20 protein-coding genes and 2 tRNA genes are annotated in these 20,772 nt (G+C 70.3%); 9 read left to right on the top strand and 13 right to left on the bottom strand.

Features of this window, described 5'->3' with window-relative positions:
* The first annotated feature begins 132 nt into the window (after positions 1–132).
* Genes ACFXGJ_RS08310 through pknB form a run of 6 tightly spaced genes read left to right on the top strand, consistent with a single transcriptional unit; the run spans position 133 to position 8,303 of the window.
* Complete coding sequence (locus tag ACFXGJ_RS08310; RefSeq protein WP_378420724.1) at positions 133–597, top strand: FHA domain-containing protein; 465 nt, start codon at positions 133–135, stop codon at positions 595–597.
* Positions 594–2,057, top strand: coding sequence for a protein phosphatase 2C domain-containing protein (locus tag ACFXGJ_RS08305; RefSeq protein WP_378617872.1), 1,464 nt, complete (start codon positions 594–596; stop codon positions 2,055–2,057). Before ACFXGJ_RS08310 ends, ACFXGJ_RS08305 begins: the two co-directional genes overlap by 4 nt.
* A complete protein-coding gene (locus tag ACFXGJ_RS08300) occupies positions 2,057–3,511 on the top strand; it encodes an FtsW/RodA/SpoVE family cell cycle protein (protein ID WP_378617871.1) in 1,455 nt (484 codons plus the stop codon). The genes ACFXGJ_RS08305 and ACFXGJ_RS08300 overlap by 1 nt, the downstream gene beginning before the upstream one ends.
* On the top strand, positions 3,508–4,998 hold the full coding sequence (locus ACFXGJ_RS08295) for a peptidoglycan D,D-transpeptidase FtsI family protein (protein ID WP_378617870.1): 1,491 nt from the start codon (positions 3,508–3,510) through the stop codon (positions 4,996–4,998). The genes ACFXGJ_RS08300 and ACFXGJ_RS08295 overlap by 4 nt, the downstream gene beginning before the upstream one ends.
* A 3-nt stretch (positions 4,999–5,001) precedes the next feature.
* The gene (locus ACFXGJ_RS08290) at positions 5,002–6,372 is read left to right on the top strand and encodes a serine/threonine-protein kinase (protein WP_378617869.1); all 1,371 of its coding nucleotides are present in this window, start codon (positions 5,002–5,004) and stop codon (positions 6,370–6,372) included.
* Complete coding sequence (gene pknB, locus ACFXGJ_RS08285; RefSeq protein WP_378617868.1) at positions 6,369–8,303, top strand: Stk1 family PASTA domain-containing Ser/Thr kinase; 1,935 nt, start codon at positions 6,369–6,371, stop codon at positions 8,301–8,303. Before ACFXGJ_RS08290 ends, pknB begins: the two co-directional genes overlap by 4 nt.
* Positions 8,304–8,394: 91 nt before the next feature.
* Here pknB and ACFXGJ_RS08280 read toward each other — a convergent pair whose 3' ends face one another.
* Positions 8,395–9,054, bottom strand: a complete 660-nt coding sequence (locus tag ACFXGJ_RS08280; protein ID WP_378617867.1) for an aminodeoxychorismate/anthranilate synthase component II — start codon at positions 9,052–9,054, stop codon at positions 8,395–8,397.
* 82 nt (positions 9,055–9,136) lie between these two features.
* A complete protein-coding gene (locus ACFXGJ_RS08275; RefSeq protein WP_378617866.1) occupies positions 9,137–9,883 on the bottom strand; it encodes a DUF881 domain-containing protein in 747 nt (248 codons plus the stop codon).
* Positions 9,884–10,106: 223 nt separating this feature from the next.
* On the opposite strand from ACFXGJ_RS08275, the gene crgA reads away from it, so the two are divergent.
* Both crgA and ACFXGJ_RS08265 read left to right on the top strand, forming a co-directional pair.
* Positions 10,107–10,370 carry a cell division protein CrgA gene (gene crgA, locus ACFXGJ_RS08270; RefSeq protein WP_378617865.1) on the top strand — a complete coding sequence of 88 codons (264 nt, stop codon included), beginning with the start codon at positions 10,107–10,109 and terminating at the stop codon, positions 10,368–10,370.
* A 92-nt stretch (positions 10,371–10,462) separates the two neighbouring features.
* Positions 10,463–10,933 (top strand): PH domain-containing protein, encoded by a 471-nt coding sequence (locus ACFXGJ_RS08265; protein ID WP_378617864.1) that lies wholly within the window; start codon positions 10,463–10,465, stop codon positions 10,931–10,933.
* A gap of 58 nt (positions 10,934–10,991) precedes the next feature.
* Here the strand turns inward: ACFXGJ_RS08265 and ACFXGJ_RS08260 are convergent, their stop codons facing one another.
* Complete coding sequence (locus ACFXGJ_RS08260) at positions 10,992–11,948, bottom strand: rhomboid family intramembrane serine protease (protein WP_378617863.1); 957 nt, start codon at positions 11,946–11,948, stop codon at positions 10,992–10,994.
* A 16-nt stretch (positions 11,949–11,964) separates the two neighbouring features.
* Complete coding sequence (locus ACFXGJ_RS08255) at positions 11,965–12,492, bottom strand: peptidylprolyl isomerase (protein ID WP_378617862.1); 528 nt, start codon at positions 12,490–12,492, stop codon at positions 11,965–11,967.
* A 49-nt stretch (positions 12,493–12,541) separates the two neighbouring features.
* Between ACFXGJ_RS08255 and ACFXGJ_RS08250 the strand changes: the two genes are divergently transcribed.
* On the top strand, positions 12,542–12,997 hold the full coding sequence (locus ACFXGJ_RS08250) for a hypothetical protein (RefSeq protein ID WP_378617861.1): 456 nt from the start codon (positions 12,542–12,544) through the stop codon (positions 12,995–12,997).
* A 45-nt stretch (positions 12,998–13,042) separates the two neighbouring features.
* Here ACFXGJ_RS08250 and ACFXGJ_RS08245 read toward each other — a convergent pair whose 3' ends face one another.
* The 9 genes from ACFXGJ_RS08245 to ACFXGJ_RS08205 all read right to left on the bottom strand — a co-directional run bounded on the left by ACFXGJ_RS08245 (position 13,043) and on the right by ACFXGJ_RS08205 (position 20,771).
* Positions 13,043–14,344 carry a lipase family protein gene (locus ACFXGJ_RS08245; protein ID WP_378617860.1) on the bottom strand — a complete coding sequence of 434 codons (1,302 nt, stop codon included), beginning with the start codon at positions 14,342–14,344 and terminating at the stop codon, positions 13,043–13,045.
* A 257-nt stretch (positions 14,345–14,601) separates the two neighbouring features.
* Positions 14,602–15,237: a hypothetical protein gene (locus ACFXGJ_RS08240; RefSeq protein ID WP_378617859.1), complete on the bottom strand. Its 636-nt coding sequence runs from the start codon at positions 15,235–15,237 to the stop codon at positions 14,602–14,604.
* A gap of 93 nt (positions 15,238–15,330) precedes the next feature.
* Positions 15,331–15,403 (bottom strand) — tRNA-Ala (locus ACFXGJ_RS08235).
* 7 nt (positions 15,404–15,410) lie between these two features.
* Positions 15,411–15,521 carry a DLW-39 family protein gene (locus tag ACFXGJ_RS08230; RefSeq protein WP_378420696.1) on the bottom strand — a complete coding sequence of 37 codons (111 nt, stop codon included), beginning with the start codon at positions 15,519–15,521 and terminating at the stop codon, positions 15,411–15,413.
* 27 nt (positions 15,522–15,548) lie between these two features.
* Positions 15,549–15,622, bottom strand: a tRNA-Ile gene (locus ACFXGJ_RS08225).
* A gap of 100 nt (positions 15,623–15,722) precedes the next feature.
* Complete coding sequence (locus tag ACFXGJ_RS08220; RefSeq protein WP_378617858.1) at positions 15,723–17,114, bottom strand: DUF3566 domain-containing protein; 1,392 nt, start codon at positions 17,112–17,114, stop codon at positions 15,723–15,725.
* Positions 17,115–19,628: a DNA gyrase subunit A gene (gene gyrA, locus ACFXGJ_RS08215; protein ID WP_378617857.1), complete on the bottom strand. Its 2,514-nt coding sequence runs from the start codon at positions 19,626–19,628 to the stop codon at positions 17,115–17,117.
* A gap of 200 nt (positions 19,629–19,828) precedes the next feature.
* Positions 19,829–20,380 carry an ATP/GTP-binding protein gene (locus ACFXGJ_RS08210; protein ID WP_378617881.1) on the bottom strand — a complete coding sequence of 184 codons (552 nt, stop codon included), beginning with the start codon at positions 20,378–20,380 and terminating at the stop codon, positions 19,829–19,831.
* A gap of 16 nt (positions 20,381–20,396) precedes the next feature.
* Positions 20,397–20,771: a DUF742 domain-containing protein gene (locus tag ACFXGJ_RS08205; RefSeq protein WP_378617856.1), complete on the bottom strand. Its 375-nt coding sequence runs from the start codon at positions 20,769–20,771 to the stop codon at positions 20,397–20,399.
* Between the last annotated feature and the right edge of the window lies 1 nt (position 20,772).

The following is a 20,772-nucleotide window of genomic DNA, read 5'->3' as shown; positions in this document are numbered from 1 at the left end:
CCCTGCGAGTTCCGTATTGTGGTTGGGCACGCCCATATCGCGATCGACCTCGGCCGCATCGCCATAGGATGCTGCCAGCAAACGCCGGAGTACACGGGGAAACCCGCTCGCCAGAGGAGGAGGTGGACCGCTGTGCAGGGACTCATCCTGCAGCTGACCAGGGCAGGCTTCCTGTTGCTGCTGTGGTTGTTCGTGTGGGCGGTCCTCCGGACGCTGCGCAGTGATGTGTACGCCGCGTCCGGTGTACGGGTGCCGACCCGCTACTCGCGCAGCTCCTCCGTCCTGCCGACCTTCGGCAAGCAGAAGGTCGCCAAGAACCTCGTCGTCACCCAGGGCGCGCTCGCCGGCACCCGGATCACGCTCGGCACCCAGCCGGTGCTGATCGGCCGGGCCGACGACTCCACGCTCGTCCTCACCGACGACTATGCCTCCACCCGCCACGCCCGCATCTCGCCGCGCGGAACCGATTGGTACGTCGAAGATCTCGGCTCCACCAACGGCACCTATCTGGACCGCGCCAAGGTGACCACCGCGGTTCGAGTGCCGCTCGGTACCCCGGTTCGAGTGGGCAAGACCGTGATCGAGCTGCGCCCGTGACCCTCGTCCTCCGCTACGCGGCCCGCAGCGACCGCGGCCTGGTGCGCTCGAACAACGAAGACTCCGTGTACGCGGGCGCCCGACTCCTCGCGCTGGCCGACGGAATGGGCGGTCACGCCGCCGGCGAGGTCGCCTCGCAGCTGATGATCGCCGCCCTCGCCCATCTCGACGACGACGAGCCCGGCGACGACCTGCTCGGCAAGCTCGAGGCAGCGACCCGCGACGGCAACGCCGCCATCGCCGAGCAGGTCGAGGAGGAGCCCGAACTCGACGGCATGGGCACCACCCTGACCGCAATCCTGTTCGCGGGCAGCAAACTCGGCCTGGTGCACATCGGCGACTCCCGCGCCTACCTGCTGCGCGACGCGGCGCTCACCCAGATCACCCGCGACGACACGTTCGTGCAGTCCCTCGTCGACGAGGGCCGCATCACCGCCGAGCAGGCGCACACGCATCCGCAGCGCTCGCTGATCATGCGGGCGCTGACCGGCAACGAGATCGAACCCACCCTCACCGTCCGCGAGGCCCGCACCGGCGACCGCTACCTGCTGTGCTCCGACGGGCTGTCCGACGTGGTCAGCGACGAGACCATCACCGAGGTGCTCAGCGACGGCGAGCCCGGCGACTCCGCGGACCGGCTGATCGAACTCGCCCTGCGCAGCGGCGGACCGGACAACGTGACCGTGGTGGTGGCCGACGTGGTCGACGTCGACTACGGCCAGAGCCACCCGATCGTCGCGGGCGCCGCGTCCACCGAGGACGAGGAGGACGCGCCGCCGCCCGACACCGCCGCCGGCCGTGCCGCGGCGATGCGTCCGCCGCGCGCAAATCCGCGCCGGGTCGCCGTGCCGGCCGACCCGGAGCCCGCGAAGAAGAGCCACCGGTTGCGCTGGATCCTGTTGTCTCTGGGCCTGATTGCGGTCGTCGTCGCGGGCCTGGTGATCGGCCGGGTGCTGATCCGGCACAACTACTACGTCGGCGCCAGCGACGGTCGCGTCGCGGTGTTGCAGGGCGTACCCGGCTCGGTGCTCGGGTACTCGCTGCAGGACGTCGACCTCGTCGGGTGCGTCACCGACACAGGCAAGCTGAGCCTCGTGCCGCCGGACGCCAAGCCCGCGACGTGCTCGGTGCTGATGGTCGACGACCTGCAGCCCTCGGCCCGCGAACAGGTCCGCGCCGGGCTGCCCTCCGGTTCCCTCGACGACGCCAAGAGCCAGATGACCCGGCTCACCGTCGGCGACCTGCTGCCGGTCTGCGAGGTCGCGACCACCCCGACCCCGGCACCGGCACCGGCACCCGTGCCCGCGCCGGTACCGGCGCCCACGCCGACACCCGGGGCGGCGCCCGCACCGACGCCCGGCCCGGCACCCGCCCCCGAACCGGCCCCCACCACCGAGCCTGTGTCCGCGCCGACGACTCCCGCCCTGATTCCGGGGCAGAACTGCAGGACCGGTCGCTGATGTCAGTGTCCGCCGCACCGTCGGGCGCCTCCTTCCCCAGCCCGCCCGGAGGATTCGCGCCCGCGCCGCAACAGTCGAACCGACGCGGCGTCGAACTCGCGCTGATCTGCTGCGCGATCGTCATCACCACGATCTCGCTGGTACTGGTCGAGGCCAGCCAGGAGCAGTCCATCACCTGGGACCTGGCCAAGTACGCGCTCGCGTACGCCGCCCTGTTCCTGATCGCGCACCTCGCGGTGCGCCGTTTCGCCCCGTTCGCCGACCCGCTGCTGCTGCCGATCGTGGCGCTGCTCAACGGTCTGGGCCTGGTGCTCATTCACCGGCTCGACCTCGCGGACGCCGCGACCGCCGCCTACTTCGGCCGGGCCATCCCCTCCCCCGACGCGAACCAGCAGGTGATGTGGACCGCGCTGGCGATCGCCGGCTTCATCGCGGTCCTGGTGTTCCTGCGGGACTACCGCCTGCTCGCCAGGTACAGCTACACGCTGGGCCTGGCCGGCCTGATCCTGTTGGCGATCCCGGCGGTGCTGCCGGCCTCGATGTCCGAGGTCAACGGCGCGAAGATCTGGATCAAGCTGCCGTTCTTCAGCATCCAGCCCGGCGAGTTCGCGAAGATCCTGCTGATCATCTTCTTCGCGTCCGTGCTGGTGTCCAAGCGCGAACTGTTCACCACCGCGGGCAAGCACCTCTTCGGCGTCGACCTCCCGCGCGCGCGGGACCTGGGCCCGATCCTGATGGCCTGGGTGGTCTCCATCGGCCTGCTGGTCCTCGAGACCGACCTGGGCAGCTGCCTGCTGCTGTTCAGCACGGTGCTGGTGCTGCTCTACATCGCGACCGAGCGGGTCGGGTGGCTGCTCATCGGCGTCGGCCTGCTCGCGATCGGGTTCGTCTTCGCGTACCAGGTGTTCGGGCACGTCCGGGTCCGGGTGGACACCTGGCTGGACCCGCTCGCCGACTACAACAACACCGGATTCCAGATCTCCCAGTCGCTGTTCGGGCTCGCCACCGGCGGGCTGGCGGGCACCGGACTCGGCAGCGGCAGGCCCTCGCAGGTGCCGTTCGCCAAGACCGACTTCATCGTCGCCACCATCGGCGAGGAGCTCGGGCTGATCGGCCTGGCCGCGGTGCTGATGTTGTTCCTGATCTTCGTCATCCGCGGGCTGCGGACCGCGCTCGCCGTGCGTGACAGCTTCGGCAAGCTGCTCGCGGCCGGGCTCGCGTTCACCGTCGCGATCCAGGTGTTCGTCGTCGTCGGCGGCGTCACCAAGCTGATCCCGTTGACCGGCCTGACCACGCCGTTCATGTCCTACGGCGGATCCTCGCTGCTGGCCAACTACCTGTTGCTGGCGTTGCTGATGAAGATCTCCGACGCCGCCCGCACCCCACCCGAACCGAAGAAGAAGGGACCCGCGCCCATCGCGGACGCACCGACCGAAATGCTGAGGCGCCCATGAACACCCCGCTGCGGCGCGTCGCGATGGCGGTGATGGTGATGGTCGTCGCTCTGCTCGCCAACGCCACCTACGTCCAGGTCATCAAGGCTGACGACCTGCGTACCGACCCGCGCAACTCGCGGGTCCTGCTCGACGAGTACTCCCGTCAGCGCGGGCAGATCTCGGCGGGCGGTCAGGTGCTGGCGGCCTCGGTCCCGACCGACGACCGGTACAAGTACCTGCGGACCTATCCGCCGAACCCGGCGGCGCCGTCGAGCCCGTTCGCGAACGCCCCGGTCACCGGCTTCTACTCCATGCTCTACGGCAACACCGGCCTCGAGCGCAGCGAGGACGCGGTGCTCAACGGCTCCGACAACCGGCTGTTCGGCCGGCGCTTCTTCGACCTGGTGTCCGGTCGCGACCCGCGCGGCGGGAACGTGGTCACCACGATCAACCCGGTCGTGCAGCAGGTGGCGTACGACCAGCTGACCGCGAAGGGCTACACCGGATCCGTCGTCGCGATCAAGCCGAGCACCGGGGAGATCCTGGCGATGGCGAGCACCCCCAGCTACGACCCCAACCTGCTGGCCAGCCACGACGGCACCGTGAGCACGCAGGCGTGGGAGTCCCTCAACGCCGACCCGGACAAGCCGCTGCTCAACCGCGCGGTGTCGCAGACCTACCCGCCCGGCTCCACGTTCAAGGTGGTGGTCACGGCGGCCGCGCTGTCGAAGGGCGCGACGCCGGACGAGCAGTTGACCGCCGCGCCGAACATCACCCTGCCCGGCACCAGCACCACGCTGGAGAACTACAACGGCACCACCTGCGGCGGCGGCCCGACCGCGTCCCTGCGGGAGGCGTTCGCGCGCTCGTGCAACACCGCCTTCGTCGAACTGGGCATCAAGACCGGTGCCGACGCCCTCAAGGACAAGGCCGCGGCGTTCGGCGTCGAACCCGACTCGCCCGGTATCCCGATCCCGGTCGCCGACGGCACCGTCGGTTCCATCCCCGACGACGCCGCCCTCGGCCAGACCAGCATCGGCCAGCGCGACGTGGCGCTGAGCCCGCTCGAGAACGCGGTGATCGCCGCGACCGTCGCCAACGGCGGCGTCCGCATGCAGCCGCACCTCGTCGCGCAGCTGCAGAGCCCCGACCTGTCGAACCTGGCCACCACCAACCCCGAGTCCAAGGGGCAGGCCGTCTCACCGCAGGTCGCGGCGACGCTCACCGACCTGATGGTCGGATCGGAGAACAACACCGGCGGCGGCGGGAAGATCCCCGGCGTGCAGATCGCGTCGAAGACCGGCACCGCCGAGCACGGCACCGACCCGCGCAACACCCCGCCGCACGCCTGGTACATCGGTTTCGCCCCCGCCCAGAATCCGCAGGTCGCGATCGCCGTGATCGTGGAGAACGGCGGCGACCGCGCGCTCGCCGCGACCGGCGGCTCCGTGGCCGCCCCGATCGGCCGGGCCGTCATCTCGGCCGCACTGAAGCAGGGGGGCTGAACCGTGACCCTCAACAACGGCGGCGTCATCGCGAACCGCTACCGACTGCTGCGCCTGATCGCCACCGGGGGCATGGGCCAGGTCTGGGAGGCCACCGACAACCGGCTGCACCGGCGGGTGGCGGTCAAGGTGCTCAAGTCGGAGTTCTCCACCGACCCGGAGTTCCTCGAACGGTTCCGCACCGAGGCGCGCACCACCGCGCAGCTGAACCATCCCGGGATCGCCGGCATCTACGACTACGGCGAGACCCGGGACGCCACCGGCCAGGCGACCGCCTACCTGGTGATGGAGCTGGTCAACGGCGAGCCGCTGAACGCGGTGCTGGCCCGCGTCGGCCGGCTGTCGCTGCCGCACGCGCTGGACATGCTCGAGCAGACGGGCCGCGCACTGCAGGTCGCGCACGCGGCCGGCGTGGTGCACCGCGACGTCAAGCCGGGCAACATCCTGATCACCCCCACGGGCCAGGTGAAGATCACCGACTTCGGGATCGCGAAGGCCGTCGAGGCGTCGCCGGTCACCCGGACCGGGATGGTCATGGGCACCGCCCAGTACATCGCCCCCGAACAGGCCCTCGGCCAGGACGCGTCGCCTGCCAGCGACGTGTACTCGCTCGGCGTCGTCGGCTACGAGGCGCTGGCGGGGTTCCGTCCGTTCTCCGGCGACGGGGCCCTGACGGTCGCGATGAAGCACGTGCAGGAGGTCCCGGCCCCGCTGCCTGCGGACCTGCCGCCGAACGTGCGCGAACTGATCGACATCACGATGGCGAAGGACCCCGCCGCCCGGTACGGCAGCGGCGGCGAGTTCGCGGACGCCGTCGCGGCGGTTCGCTCGGGTCTGCGGCCGCCGCTGCCGGGCGCCGGGCGCCAGACCGCCGCGACCACGGTGGTCGTGCCGCCCGCCGCCGGGACCCAGATGCTCCCGTCGTCCCAGTCCGAATATGCTGGCCCCGAGTCGGGTTCGGTACCGGCGGCGCCGTCGGGATTGACCACCGGGCAGAAGGTGATGGCCTGGGGCGGAGGCGGCCTGCTGCTGGCGGCACTGCTGATCGGCGCGGGAATGCTGCTGTTCGGTGGCGGCGAGGCGCCGTCGACCACCCCGGTGACCACCAGGCCCCCGATCACGACCACCCACGTGCCGACGACCACCAGGCAGCCGACAACGACGACGGAACCGCCGATTACGACCACCACCGAACCACCGACCACCACGACGACGGAACCGACGACGACCACCACCGAACCACCCACCACGACCACCACCACCGAGCCTCCGACGACCACCACGACGAAGGCCGTCACCACCACGAAGCACCCGACCACGACCGCCACCACGCCGGGCGAGACCACGAGCCCAGCCCCCCAAGGACAGCCATGACCACACCGCGCAAACTCTCCTCCCGCTACGAGCTGGGCGAGATTCTCGGCTTCGGTGGCATGTCCGAGGTGCACCTGGCGCGCGACATGCGCCTCAGTCGTGACGTCGCGATCAAGGTGCTACGCGCGGACCTCGCCCGCGACCCCACGTTCTACCTGCGCTTCCGGCGTGAGGCGCAGAACGCGGCCGCGCTGAACCACCCGGCGATCGTCGCCGTCTACGACACCGGCGAGGCCGAGACGGACGGCGGGCCGCTGCCGTACATCGTGATGGAGTACGTCGACGGCGTCACGCTGCGCGACATCGTCCGCGGCGAGGGCCCGATGCCCCCGCGCCGGGCGATGGAGGTCATCGCCGACGTGTGTGCGGCGCTGGACTTCAGCCACCGCAACGGCATCGTGCACCGAGACATCAAGCCCGCCAACATCATGATCAACCGTGCCGGCGCGGTGAAGGTGATGGACTTCGGCATCGCCCGCGCCATCTCGGACAGCTCGAGCCCGATGACGCAGACCGCCGCGGTCATCGGCACCGCCCAGTACCTCTCCCCGGAGCAGGCCCGCGGCGAGCAGGTCGACGCGCGCTCGGACGTGTACTCGCTGGGCTGTGTGCTGTTCGAAATCCTCACGGGCGAACCGCCGTTCAAGGGCGACTCACCGGTGGCGGTCGCGTACCAGCACGTCCGGGAGGACCCGGCGCTGCCGTCGTCGGTCAACCCCGACATCCCGCGCGAACTGGATTCGATCATCCTCAAGGCGATGAGCAAGAACCCGGCGAACCGCTACCAGAGCGCCGCCGAGATGCGCAGCGACCTGGTGCGGGTGCTCGGCGGTCAGCGCCCCGGCGCGCCGATGGTGATGAACGACGAGGACCGCACCACGATCCTCGGCGCGATGGACTCGTCGGGCCGGTACGCGGCGGCCCCCGCCGCCGAACCCGTCCCGGCCGCGGCCGCGGCGCCGGCACCCCAGAACGCACCGCCCGCCAAGCGCAAGGCCGTGCGGACGGTTCTGCTGGCCGTCGGCGCGCTCGTCGTCGTCGGCATCATCGGCGCCTTCCTGTGGTCGCTCGGCCCGGGCTCGAAGGCCGCGCAGAAGACCGTGCCCGACGTCACCAACCAGTCGGCGCAGGCCGCCCAGACCACGCTGCAGAACGATGGTTTCCGCGTGCAGACGCAGCCGAAGCCGAGCGCCGTCGTGGCCAAGGGCAACGTCATCGCCAGCATTCCCGTCGCCGGAAGCAAGGCCGACGAGGGCACCACGGTGACCCTCGACGTGTCCAGCGGTCCGGAACAGGTGGAGGTCCCGAAGCTGACCGGGATGAGCCAGGCGCAGGCCTCGCAGGCGCTCAACGCGGTCGGTCTGACCCTCGATCCGGCGGTCGACCGAGCGCCGTCGACGACGGACCAACTGGACAAGGTGACCGCGCAGGACCCCGCGGCGGGCGCGAACGTCGAGATCAACGGCCCCGTCAAGCTCACCCTCGGCAGCGGCCCGGAGCAGGTGCGGGTCCCGAACGTGGTCGGCCAGACGCTCGAGGTGGCGCAGCCGAACATCGAGGGCGCCGGGTTCAAGGTGCAGGTCGAGAACGTCGACTCGGGAAAGACCAAGGGCCAGGTCGTGTCCACCGACCCGACCGGCGGTACCTCCGCGGCGCGGGGCACAACCATCACGCTCAAGGTGTCCAACGGCAACATGATCCAGATGCCGGACCTGAGCAACCTGACGGTGTCGCAGGCGCTGGACGCGTTGCGGCGGGCCGGCTGGACCGGGTCGTCGAGCCAGCTGTCGCAGCACCCCGAGGCGACCCTCGAGGCCGATCAGGTGGGCAAGGTCGTGACCCAGGCCCAGCCGCCCGGATCCGAGATGTCCAAGACCGCGACGGTGTCCGTCGGCATCGGCCAGCTGGGCATCCCCACCGGCCCCCGCTGACCAACCGCTCTGTCCTCCCCAATGTCACACGGGTTCGCTCGAGCCGAATCAATGTGACATTGGGGAGGTCAGGCTAGGGGCGGCCAGGGGGTCAGGGATGGGTGAGCGCGTCCCCGAGGGCGCGCGCGACCTCCGACTCGAGGGTCTCGACGAGCGCCTCCGCGGGCCGCTGACCGCACACCTCGAGCCAGTTCGCCAGCATCCGGTGCCCGCCCTGGGTGAGCACCGACTCCGGGTGGAACTGAACCCCGTGAATGGGCAGCTCGCGGTGCCGCATCGCCATCACGACGCCGCTGTCGGTGTGGGCGGTGACCTCGAGTTCGTCGGGGATGGTGTCCTCGAGCACGGTCAGCGAGTGGTACCGGGTGGCGGTGAACGGGTCGGGCAGGCCGGCGAGCACGCCGCCGCCGTTGTGGTGGACGATGCTGGTCTTGCCGTGCAGGAGTTCCGGAGCGCGGTCGACGGTCGCGCCGAACGACGCGCCGATCGCCTGGTGGCCGAGGCAGACCCCGAGCAGCGGGGTCCGCGCCTGCGCGCAAGCGCTCACGAGATCCATGCTCGCGCCCGCCCGCTGCGGGGTGCCAGGGCCGGGGCTGAGCAGGATGCCGTCGAACTCGGCCGCGACGGCGGCGCGGTCGTCGAGCCGGGGGTCGTCGTTGCGCCAGACGGTGGCCGTCGTTCCGAGCTGGCCGAGGTACTGGACCAGGTTGAAGACGAAACTGTCGTAGTTGTCGACCACGAGAATGCGCATCGGCCCAGGATATGCGCCGCTGCGACGGTGCGTGACCGGCACCCCTGGCGGGGCACGGGACGCGTACGGGCGGCGGAGCCGCTCAGCGGGCGAACTTGGTCCGCAGCTGGCCGCTGTACGCCGGGACCGTCAGCGAATCCGACGCCGTCTGGGTGTAGCCGAGGCCGTACCGGACCGCGTACTGCTTGAACGTCCGAACGCCGGGCTCGGCGTCCAGGGCCACCGCGATGCGGGCCGGGTCGCCGATGGCCGTCATCACGTACGGCGGGCTGTACGTGCGACCGTGCAGCAGCAGCGTGTTGCCGATGCACCGCGGCGCGGTGGTCCCGACCACCCGCTGGTCCTGCATCCCGACCGCGGTGGCCCCGCCCGCCCAGAACGCGTTGAGGACCGACTGCACGTCCTGCTGGTGCACCACCAGGTCGTCGGGCCGGGCGTCGGCCGGGTATTTGCCGTCCGAGTCCCGCGGCGCATCGGTGAGCGTGACCCGCACGCCCGGCCCGCTGACCTCGGACAGACCGGCGTCCGCCTCGAGGGCGTGCACCCGGTCGAGGGTCGCCGCGACGCCGCCGTCGGAGTGCGCGGCGGTCGCCTGCAGCGACTCGACCTCGGCGGCGAGCGCGTCCCGCTCGCCCGATGCGCGGTCGACGTCGTTCTGCGCGCCGCGCACCAGGTCCGACAGTCGGGTGGTGTCGCCGCGCCGCAGTTCGTTTCCGGCGGACACCTCACGGGTCGTCGCGAACAGCAGACCGGCGATCAGGCAGACCAGGGGGACGCACACGATCCAGAACGTCGACCGCCGACCGCGACGGTGTTCGTTCTCGGTCATCTGCGGTGCCTCCTCTCGGCGCGCGGACCCCGCCGCGGATGCGGCCGGCGGGGCGATTTCGGTGCTCGGTCCTTGGCCGACGACGTCGGTGCTGGGTTAGCGTGTACCCGCGACCGGTAGGTTCGAAGATACCTGGTAGGCGTCGACGACGACGGCTGCCGCGGTGGCACGTGTCATCCGTTTGAAGTCAGTTCATCCACGAGTCAATCCACACGAGGACGTCATGCCCAAGTCGAAGGTCCGCAAGAAGACCGACTACACGATCAATCCCGCGAACCGCACCCCGGTGAAGGTGAAGGCCGGACCGTCGAGCGCGTTGTACGTCTCCGTGATGCTCGGTTTCATGCTGGTCGGGCTCGCCTGGCTGATCGTGTACTACCTCGCCGCGGACCAGATCGAGTTTATGAACAGCCTGGGGGCGTACAACTTCCTGATCGGCTTCGGCTTCATGGTCGTCGGCCTCGTCATGACGATGAGATGGCGTTGACCACGCCTTTTCATCGCGCGACGGTTTCCAATTACATCGGTGTCATTCATCCCCAGTGTGGATAAGACCTGTGGATAACCTCGGGAGTACGTGTGCATAGCCCCGATCCGACGTGGTCCACACCCACCCCGGCGCTCGTCGCGACGGGTGTCGGCGGGGTGGCGATGGCTCTGGCGGCGGCGCTGCTGCCCTCGGACCCGGCGGGCCGGTTCCTCATCGGTCTCGCCGCGGTCGGACTGCTGGTGGTCACCGCGCTCGGGCTGCGGCAGCGGCCGCGCCTCGCGGTGCTCGACGGCGGCCGCGGTATCGCGGTCCGGCGGCTGCGTGGCCGGGTCGAGTTCGACCGGACCGACCTGGCCCGGGTGCGGATCGTGCGCTACCCGCGCTTCGGTCGACGGGTTCCCATGCTCGAGATCGACGTGCGACCGCCGGGCGCCGACGACGACCGGCTGATGATCTTCGGCCGCTGGGATCTCGGTACCGACCCGACCGACGTGTTCGACGCCCTCACCCTCCGGGGCCTGGTGCCGCCCGACCGCAGGGGAACCTCCGCCTCCGGGTGAGGGGAACCATCAGCCAGTCAGACCGAGTGATGGTTCCCGTCACCCCGGTGGGAGGGGGCTAGAGGCCGAGTTCGCTGCGCAGTTGCACGACGCGCACACCGACGACGCCCAGCGTCGCGACGGCAACGACGACCAGCCCGATCCACCCGATCCGCACGGCCTTCGCACGGTCCTGACCGGCACCGAGCCACTGCGGCGCGTACAGCAGCGCGGCGGTCGCGGCGGCGCCGGCGACCAGACCGCCCAGGTGGCCCCAGAACGAGATTCCCGGCAGCGTGACGCTGATGACCACGTTGAGCGCGATCACCCCGATGATCGGAGCCGGGCTCCGGCGGAGCTTGAGCAGGATGACCGCCTCGGCACCCATGATCCCGAAGATGGCGCCCGAGGCGCCGGCGGTGAAGCTGCTCCCACCGAAAGCCATCACCGACGCGGAGCCGCCGAGCAGCGAGATTGCATACACCGCGAGGTAGCGCGACCGCCCGAGGATCAGCTCGGTGTCGCGACCGAGGATGTACAGGGCGAACATGTTGACGGCCAGGTGCATCAGGCCGAAGTGCAGGAAGCCGCTGCCGACCAGGCGGATCCAGTCGCCCTGGGCGACGTCGTCGGGCGAGAGGACCCACCAGCCGAACAGCGGCGAGTCGAATGTGGCCGCGCCCGTGAACCGGTTGATCGTGCCGGCGCCGTTGTTCATCAGGGACTTCGCCTGCAGCACCGTGACCAGGAAGACGAGGATGTTGGCGCCCATCAGGGCGTAGGTCACGACCGGCGTCGGCCGGGTGGCGGTCACGGTGTTGCCGGCGACGCCGCGGACGGGCCGGACGTCTCGCTGATCGGCGGCGACGCAATCCACGCAGTGGTAGCCGACCGAGGCCTCGCGCAGGCAGTCCGGGCAGGCAGGGCGTCCGCAGCGCGTGCAGGACAGCCCGGTCGGGCGGTCCGGGTGTCGCACGCACCGCGGTTGGGGCGGCGTCCCGTCGCCGGGCCCGCCACCCCAACCGGGGTTCGTCATCTCGAGTGCTTCCCGCTCAGGAGATGGTGACGCTGTTGATCACGACCGGCTCGACGGGGCGGTCGGTGCGGTCGACCGGGGTGCCGGAGATGGCGTCGACGACCTTCTTCGACTCCGCGTCCACGACCTCGCCGAAGATGGTGTGGCGACGGTTCAGGTGCGGGGTCGGACCGGTGGTGATGAAGAACTGCGAGCCGTTGGTGCCCGGGCCTGCGTTCGCCATCGCGAGCAGGTACGAGCGGTCGAACTGCAGCTCCGGGTGGAACTCGTCCTCGAACTTGTAGCCCGGGCCGCCGCGACCGGTGCCGGTCGGGTCGCCGCCCTGGATCATGAAGCCGTCGATGACCCGGTGGAACACGGCGCCGTCGTAGAACGGTCCGGTCTTGGTGCCGGAGGCGTTCTCGGTGCTGTAGTCCTTCGAGCCGTCGGCGAGGCCGACGAAGTTCGCGACGGTCTTCGGCGCGTGGTTGCCGAACAGGGCGATCTTGATGTCGCCGCGGTTGGTGTGCAGCGTTGCGGTTGCGGTCTGATTCGGTGAAGTCACCCCACCATCGTGCCATTCACCTCCGGTGCGCATGTGCGACAGTGGACAGATGACCCGCGCGACGAAGAACGCACCCGTCCCTGCCCGAGTCGAGACCGAAGCCCCGCCGGTCGTGGAGGCCTCGTCGCCCGCGGGCGAATCGGTCGCGCTGACCAGCGCACTCCGGTTCGCACAGTGCGCCGCCCTGGGGCTGGCCAAGGGCACCGGCGGCCTCGCCAAGGGCACCGGCGCGGTGAGCATGTACCTGCTCGGCAAGGGCGTCTCGCTCGTCAAGTCCGCGCGATCGCAGCGCCAGAACGCGCCGGTGCTGGCCCTGGTGGACGAGCAGACGGTCGCCGACGCGACCAAGGCCGTGCGCGGCAAGCGGCGGGGCCGTCGGGTGGTCCTGGTGCTCGTCACCGGCGCAGCCGTCGCCGCCGTCGCCGTCATCATCAAGAAGCAGCGCACCGAGGCGCCGCCGGTGGCCGACGCCCCGCCGAGCCTGCGGGATCTCGAGAACTCCTGACCGAGCGGTCGGGGTCGGCCTGCTCGCCGTCCCCGACCGCCGTCGTCAGCCCGCGCAGTTCCCCGTCACGGGCCGGCCGTTGAACCGGTCAAGCACGAAGCTCGTCGCCTCGGGCAGCCCGAGCACCATCGGGGCGGCGTGGTTGACGCCGAGGCCGGGAGCCAGCGCCGGCAACGGATTCTCGGTGAACTGGACCGTCGCCCCACGGCCACACCAGTCCGCGGCGAGCTCGCGGGCCTGACCGAACGGCACCACGTCGTCCCGGACGCCCGACTGCACGAGAACCGGCGCCGACGGCGTCAGCCGACCGATCCGCTGCCGGTCGATCAACTCGTTGGCGAGCGGCAGACGCGCGAGAACGACGCCGAGGGGTTCTCCGGACCGGGTGTAGTCGCTGGTCTTCTGGAAGCCGAAGGCTGCCGCGGTTTCGGTCACGCACTGGTTCGCCACCTCCGCCAGCATCGCCCGTCCGCGATCGTTGATCTGCGCGTCGACGGTCTCGTGCAGCTCCGGATAGGCCTGCAGCAGGCTGTTGATCGCGTAGCCGATGGCGCCGACGAGGGACGAGCCGTCGATCTGGGCCAGCGTGGCCGCCAGGTCCGCGGGAGGAGCGCCCGCGTAGGTGCCCTTGACGTCCAGTTCCGGCGCGTAGCTCGACGCCAGTTCGGCCGCGGCCGCCGCCGCGCCGCCGCCCTGCGAGTATCCCCAGAACCCGACCGGTCCGTGTGGGGTGATCGCGGTTCCGGGGAGGCGCTGCACGGCCCGGGCGGCGTCGAGCACCGCGTGCGCCTCGGCCGCCCGGTTGACGTAGGTGTGCACGCCCGGGGTTCCCAGGCCCTCGTAGTCGGTGACGACCACGGCGATGCCCTGCAGCAGCAGGGCGTTGATCGCGAGCAACTCGTATTCGGGCATCGGACCGTGCCCGGGTTCCATCGAGACCAACTGGCCCAGGAGCTTGGACGGCGCGCACTGGTCGCCCTGGCCGTGGGTGCCGACCGCGAGACTGACCAGCGGGCGGGCACCCGTGCCCGTCCACGGAGTCTGCGGATTCAGGTAGGTGCCGGTGACGGCGATCGGGGCGTCGTTCGCATCCGCCGAGCGGTACATGATGCGGGTGGCGTCGGCGGGGAACCCACCCGTGGCGTTGGGCAGCCGGACCGCCAGCGCGGCCGGTTCGGTGCGGATGAGGTCGCCGGCCGCGCCGGAGGCGAGCGGGAAGGGCGGGGCGTAGAAGTCGGGCGCCGCCGACGCGGGCGGACCCACCAGCGCGACGAGGGTGAGCGCCGCGGCGGCGGCGACCGCTCCCCGCGTCGTCCGCTGCCCTGCGGCCTGCTTGCTTTTCAACACCTGTGACCCCCACCGCGACGATTACTGTGACCCCTAGTACCGGGTGCAGGGGACGGTAGCACAGGCTCTTACCGACCGGTAAGACCTGTTTCGCGGGCCCGGCGCCTGCCGGCATGACTCGTCAGATGTACTGCAGCACAACAACTCACGCACCCATCGTGAACCGGGGGTGACCGAATTCGATTGCTACACAGGTTTGTTCACAATTCCACAGGCAGGCCGACCCAAGCGGTCGCTCGGTTGGCTGCGACGCTCGCCTAGGCCGAGCACGCGAAGGCCAGAAGGGCCGGCTCGTCCCGACCCGGCCAGGTGCCGGTGAGCGTGTACCGCGCGTCGCCTCCCCGGCTCCCGTCGACCACCCGGACGAGGTCCAGGACCACCGTTTCCGCGGACACGGTGGTCCCCGCTCCCCCGTTCGCAGCAACGACCGTCTCCGGCACGGGAACCGCGATGCCGGCGCTGCCGCTGCCCCGCACCCGGGTGGTCACCTCGCGACCCGCGGCCTCGGCCGGTGTCGCGTACTCGAGCTCCGCCTGCGCACCACCGGTCAGGATGGCCGTGAGCACGGCGTGCACGTACACCGGGTCCGCGACCGCGTCGTACACCCACCTGCGCCCGAGTACGGAGTGCTCCATGGTTGCGATCAACGCCGACTCGGCGCCGGCCAACGGGGATCCGCGGTAGGTCAGCGGGACCTGCAGCACCTGCCCGTCACCGGTGCCGAGCAGGTGCGTCTCGATCCCCACCGCCCCGGCGGGGTCGTCGAATCGATACGCGCCGACGACCTGCAGCGCGGTCGTGTCGGCGTCACCGGTCCAGGGCTGCTCGGGAACCCAATTCCGGAGCAGTTCGATCTTCGACGGAACCAACCGGGCCTGGTGGATGAGCGCCATGCCGCCGACAGTACGCGGGGCGTGGGGGCGAACGAGAGAGAGCCACTTCCTCGTCAGCGAGAAAGTGGCTCTGTCGTGCAGTTCAGAACTTTGTGGAGCCTAGGAGATTCGAACTCCTGACATCTGCCTTGCAAAGGCAGCGCTCTACCAACTGAGCTAAGGCCCCGTCCGCGTCAGCGGCTGGTGACCTCGTGCCAGACGTCCGCGCTGCGGTGCTGCGACCGCAGCTTGGTCAGTCCGAAGAGCACCGTCACAACGGCTGCTGCGAGTAGCAGAACCTTCATGCTCGAACCCTTCGTCGGCACGGGGAGTGGGCCTAGGAGGACTTGAACCTCCGACCTCTTCCTTATCAGGGAAGCGCTCTAACCGCCTGAGCTATAGGCCCGTATTCGGTACGAAAAACTTGTCTCTCGAACCGAGGCATGAGATTACCCCACCGACCCGCGGCCACCAAAATCGGGCCGGTGGGGAATCGAAATGCCAGGTCAGTCGCGGTCCGCCAACGTCACCTCGACGCCGCCGACCAGGTCGGTGCAGAGGTTGTAGATGAACGAGCCGACGGTCGCCAACGCGGTGAACAACACGACGTTGACCACACCGATCAGCGCCGAGTAACCGAACACCTGCCCCGCCGTGACGAGGCCGCTGTTGCCGGACTCGGAGACGATGTCGGTGAAGGCGTTGTTCAGCCGGTCCCAGACGCCCATGCCGTCGAGCACGATGTAGAGGAACCCGACCGCGAACATCCAGACGAAGAACAGCGCGACCGAGAGCACGAGGGACACCTTGAGCGTGGACCACGGATCGATCTTGCGGATCTGAACGGAAGCCCGCAGCGGATCGCCGACGGGGGTGGTCGCGGCGACCACCAGCGACGGCTGCTTGCCGGTGCCGGGCGCCTGGACCGGCTCCGCCGGGATCGGGTGCTTGACCTCGGAGAGGTCCGGCAGATCCTTGGCGAGGTCGGTCCGGTCGATGTGCCGGGTCGGGCCGTCGATGACGGCGGCCTTGGCCTTGGCGGTCTCCCGTTGCGCGGCCCGGGCGGCCGGGTCGACCGCGGGCGGACGCGTGGCGGCCGGCGCGGCGGCCGGCTGCGCGGCACCAGCCGGTCCGCCGTTGACCTGGGTACCGCGCTGCCAGGGCGGGGTCTGACCCTTCCCTGCCGCCGCGGCCGGTCGGGTGACCGGACCGGCGGGATCCTGCGGCCGGGCGGGGCCGGGCTGCGCCGGACGGGTGCCGGCGGCCGGCGGCTGCTGCGCGGGCCGTCCGGTGGGGGCGGCGGGCGGCTGCTTGCCGGCAACCGGCTCGGCCGGTCGCTGGGTGGGCGGCTGTGCACCCGCGGGACGGCCGTTCTGCGGCTGCGGCGCCGCGGGCGACTTCGGCTGCGGTGCCGGCGCCGACTTCGGCGCGGCAGCCGACTTCGGCGCCTCGGTGGGCGCATTCGGCGTCGCGGGCGCGGACTTCGGGGGCTCTGCCGGCCGTTCCGCACCGGCGGGCTCGGCGGACTTCGCCGGTGCCGCGGCGGGAGCCGGGGCGGAGGGCCGCGCAGCACCCGTCTGGGGAGGCTGCGACGGTCCGCCCGACTGCGGGGCCGGGGCGCCCGACTGCGCGCCGCTCGCGGGAGCCGACTGCGGTGCGGCGGGAGCCGGAGCGGACGGCGGGGTGACCGGTTTCGGGGATCCGCCGGCGGGCTGCGCGGCACCCCCCTGGGGCGCCGGAGCGCCCTGGGCCGGTGACTTCTCCGCCTGCGCGGGACTCGGGTTCGGGGTGGGTGCCCCGCCCGGCCGGTCCCCCTGCGCCGGCGCACTCGGCGCCTGCTCGGCGGGGCCGGTGGCGGGTGCCACGCGGTCGCTGCCGGGCTGATGGGGAGTGGTCACTTACGACTCCTTCGGTGCGTCGGTCGCGGCGGCGTCGGACTCGTCCGGTTCGTCGGCGTTGCGCGCGATCGCGAGCAGGGTGTCGCCGTCCCCGAGGTTCATCAGACGCACGCCCTTGGTCTGGCGGCCGGCCTTCCGGACCTGCTTCGCAGCGGTACGGATGACACCCCCGCCGGAGGTGATGGCGTAGAGCTCGTCGTCGTCGTTGACGATGAGCGCTCCGACCAGGGTGCCACGGCGCTTGTCGTACTGGATGGTGAGCACGCCCTTTCCGCCACGACCCTGGACCGGGTAGTCCTCCATCGGGGTGCGCTTGGAATAGCCGCCCGATGTCGCGACCAGCAGGTAGGTGCCCTCCCGCACGACGTTGAGCGAGAGCAGCTCGTCCTCACCGTTGAACCGCATGCCCTGCACGCCGGAGGTGGCGCGACCCATCGGCCGCAGCGCCTCGTCGGTGGCGGAGAAGCGGATCGACTGCCCCTGTGCGGAGACCAGCAGCAGGTCGTCCTCGGAGGAGCAGAGCACCGCGCCGACCAGTTCGTCCTCTCCCCGCAGGTTGACGGCGACGATGCCGCCGCTGCGGTTGGAGTCGAAATCGGTGAGCTTGGACTTCTTGACCAGGCCGTTACGGGTGGCGAGCACCAGGTACGGCGCATCCTCGTAGGTCTTGATCTGGATGATCTGCGCGATCCGCTCGTCCGGCTGGAACGCCAGCAGGTTCGCGACGTGCTGACCGCGGGCGGTGCGGCTGGCCTCGGGAAGCTCGTACGCCTTGGCCCGGTAGACCCGGCCCTTGGTGGTGAAGAAGAGGATCCAGTCGTGGGTCGAGCTGACGAAGAAGTGCTTGACCAGGTCGTCCTGCTTGAGTCCCGCGCCCTGGACGCCCTTCCCACCACGCTTCTGCGAGCGGTAGAGGTCGGTCTTGGTGCGCTTGGCGTAGCCGGTCTCGGTGATCGTGACGACCACGTCCTCGCGGGCGATCAGGTCCTCGTCCGAGACGTCCCCGTCGGCCGCGATGATGCGGGTGCGGCGGTCGTCGCCGTACTTGTCGACGATCTCCTTGAGCTCGTCGCGGACGATGGCGCGCTGACGCTCGGGCTTGGCCAGGATGTCCTCGAGGTCGGCGATCTCGCGCTCGATCTCGGCGAGCTCGTCGATGATCTTCTGCCGCTCGAGGGCCGCGAGGCGACGCAGCTGCATCGCCAGGATCGCGTCGGCCTGGATCTCGTCGACGGTGAGCAACTCGATCAGGCCCGCGCGCGCGATGTCGACGGTCTGCGACGCCCGGATGAGCGCGATGACCTCGTCGAGCGCATCGAGCGCCTTGACCAGGCCGCGCAGGATGTGGGCCCGCTCCTCGGCCTTGCGCAGCAGGTAGCGGGTGCGCCGGACGATGACTTCGAGCTGGTGGTTGACGTACAGCCGGATCATCTGGTCGAGCCGCAGGGTGCGCGGCACGCCGTCGACGATCGAGAGCATGTTGCAGCCGAAGCTGGTCTGCAGCTGCGTGTGCTTGTAGAGGTTGTTGAGCACGACCTTGGCCACCGCGTCACGCTTGACCGTGACGACGATCCGCATGCCGACGCGGTCCGAGGACTCGTCGTGGATGTCGGAGATGCCCGCGATCTTCGCGTCGCGCACCTGCTCGGCGATCGAGGTGATCAGGTTGTCGGGGTTGACCTGGTACGGCAGTTCGGTGATGACGATCGTGGTGCGCCCCTTGGCGTCCTCCTCGATCTCGACCACACCGCGCATGCGCACCGAACCGCGCCCGGTCCGGTAGGCGTCGCCGATACCCTGCCCACCGACGATCAGACCCGAGGTCGGGAAGTCCGGTCCCTTGATCCGCTCCATGACGGCGTCGAGGGTGGCTTCCTCGTCGGCCTCGTAGTTCTCGAGCGCCCAGTAGATCGCCTCGGCCACCTCGCCCAGGTTGTGCGGCGGGATGTTGGTCGCCATGCCGACCGCGATGCCGCCGGAACCGTTGATCAACAGGTTCGGGATGCGGCTCGGCAGGACCGTCGGTTCCTGGGTCTTGCCGTCGTAGTTCGGCGTGAAATCGACCGTGTCGTGGTCGATCTCGCGGAGCATCTCCATCGCCAGCGGCGTCAGGCGGCACTCGGTGTAACGCATCGCGGCGGCGCCGTCGTTGCCGCGGGAACCGAAGTTGCCCTGGCCGTCGACGAGCGGGTACCGCAGCGACCACGGCTGCGCCATCCGGACCAGGGTGTCGTAGATCGAGGTGTCGCCGTGCGGGTGGTAGTTACCCATGGTGTCCGCGACGGGGCGCGCCGACTTCACGTAGCCGCGGTCCGGGCGGTAGCCGTTGTCGTACATCGCGTAGAGCACGCGGCGATGCACGGGCTTGAGCCCGTCGCGCACGTCCGGCAGGGCACGCCCCACGATCACGCTCATCGCGTAGTCGATGTAGCTGGACTGCATCTCCTGCTGGATGTCCACCGGCTCGACGCGGTCGTGCCCCGGTTCCTCCGGCGGCAACGTGGTGTCAGTCATCGGCTCCTCTTCTTCTCAGCGAACGGTCCTGGTAGAGCCTGCGGACCCGGGGCGCGCGAAGCGTCGAAGATCGAAGGCTCCGATGCCAGGCACGCGCAACCCGTCAAGTCTATAGGTGCAGGTCAGCCAGACCCGGCAGCACTCGCTGATTGTCCGGCTTTCCGCGTCGAGTCGGGTCGGCCGGCGAGGGTGGTGACGTTCTAGCCGACCGGCTGGCCGAGTCGGGTGAGGGCGTACTCGGTGATCGTGACCAATGCGCCCTTCGCCGACTCCCGGCTGCGGGCGTCGATGGACATGATCGGCACGTGCGCGGGCACCGCGAGGGCCTGCCGGATCTCCTCGAGCGGGTATCGCGGCGCGTCGTCGAACTCGTTGACCGCGACCACGAAGGGCAGGTTGCGGGCCTCGAAGTAGTCGACTGCGGCGAACGACTCGTCGAGCCGACGGGTGTCGATCAACACGATCGCACCGATGGCACCGCGGATCAGGTCGTCCCACATGAACCAGAACCGCTGCTGGCCCGGCGTGCCGAACAGGTACAGGACCAGGTCGGGTGCGAGGCTGATCCGGCCGAAGTCCATGGCCACGGTCGTGGTCGCCTTCTGCGGGGTGGCGCTGAGGTTGTCCACACCGTCGGAGGCGTTGGTGACCAGCGCCTCGGTCCGCAGCGGGACGATCTCCGACACCGCGCCGACGAGGGTGGTCTTGCCCACGCCGAAGCCACCGGCGACGACGATCTTGGTCGAGGTCACCCGGTCGCGCTTGGGGCTAGATGTTGCGTAGTCCACCGAGGACCCTTTCGATAAGTTCACGACGTTCACTGTCGCTCGAGTCGTCTTGCAGCGTTGCCAGGATCCGCAGATGGCCCGCCTCGACGAGATCGGCGACGAGGACCCGCGCCACTCCGATCGGCACGCCCACCCGGGCGGCGATCTCGGCCACCGAGGGCGACTGTGCGCACAGCGCGACGATCGTCGCCTCGATGTCCCCCAGGTCGGGGGGTTGGTTGTCCCGGAGCGGCATCGTCTGGATCAGGGCCTCGAGGGCCAGTTCCACTGCCGGCTTCGTCCGTCCCGAGGTGAGCGAGTACGGGCGAACCAGGCTCGGTCCGCGCTCGCTCGCCTCGTCGTGCTCGTCGTTCATG

Origin of the sequence: Rhodococcus sp. NPDC059234 (genome assembly GCF_042754225.1) — a bacterium.
Lineage (GTDB): Bacteria > Actinomycetota > Actinomycetes > Mycobacteriales > Mycobacteriaceae > Rhodococcus_G.
The sequence above is the reverse complement of the archived record's forward strand: the minus strand, read 5'-3'. Positions and strand labels throughout refer to the sequence as shown.

What these genes read in the sequence shown, in the direction of transcription:
- pknB (WP_378617868.1), top strand. Translation starts at nt 6,369, where the DNA reads ATGACCACACCGCGCAAACTCTCCTCCCGCTACGAGCTGGGCGAGATT.
- ACFXGJ_RS08205 (WP_378617856.1), bottom strand. Translation starts at nt 20,771, where the DNA reads ATGAACGACGAGCACGACGAGGCGAGCGAGCGCGGACCGAGCCTGGTT.
- ACFXGJ_RS08280 (WP_378617867.1), bottom strand. Translation starts at nt 9,054, where the DNA reads ATGCGCATTCTCGTGGTCGACAACTACGACAGTTTCGTCTTCAACCTG.
- crgA (WP_378617865.1), top strand. Translation starts at nt 10,107, where the DNA reads ATGCCCAAGTCGAAGGTCCGCAAGAAGACCGACTACACGATCAATCCC.
- ACFXGJ_RS08230 (WP_378420696.1), bottom strand. Translation starts at nt 15,521, where the DNA reads ATGAAGGTTCTGCTACTCGCAGCAGCCGTTGTGACGGTGCTCTTCGGA.
- ACFXGJ_RS08250 (WP_378617861.1), top strand. Translation starts at nt 12,542, where the DNA reads ATGACCCGCGCGACGAAGAACGCACCCGTCCCTGCCCGAGTCGAGACC.
- ACFXGJ_RS08300 (WP_378617871.1), top strand. Translation starts at nt 2,057, where the DNA reads ATGTCAGTGTCCGCCGCACCGTCGGGCGCCTCCTTCCCCAGCCCGCCC.
- ACFXGJ_RS08260 (WP_378617863.1), bottom strand. Translation starts at nt 11,948, where the DNA reads ATGACGAACCCCGGTTGGGGTGGCGGGCCCGGCGACGGGACGCCGCCC.
- ACFXGJ_RS08240 (WP_378617859.1), bottom strand. Translation starts at nt 15,237, where the DNA reads ATGGCGCTCATCCACCAGGCCCGGTTGGTTCCGTCGAAGATCGAACTG.
- gyrA (WP_378617857.1), bottom strand. Translation starts at nt 19,628, where the DNA reads ATGACTGACACCACGTTGCCGCCGGAGGAACCGGGGCACGACCGCGTC.
- ACFXGJ_RS08275 (WP_378617866.1), bottom strand. Translation starts at nt 9,883, where the DNA reads ATGACCGAGAACGAACACCGTCGCGGTCGGCGGTCGACGTTCTGGATC.
- ACFXGJ_RS08295 (WP_378617870.1), top strand. Translation starts at nt 3,508, where the DNA reads ATGAACACCCCGCTGCGGCGCGTCGCGATGGCGGTGATGGTGATGGTC.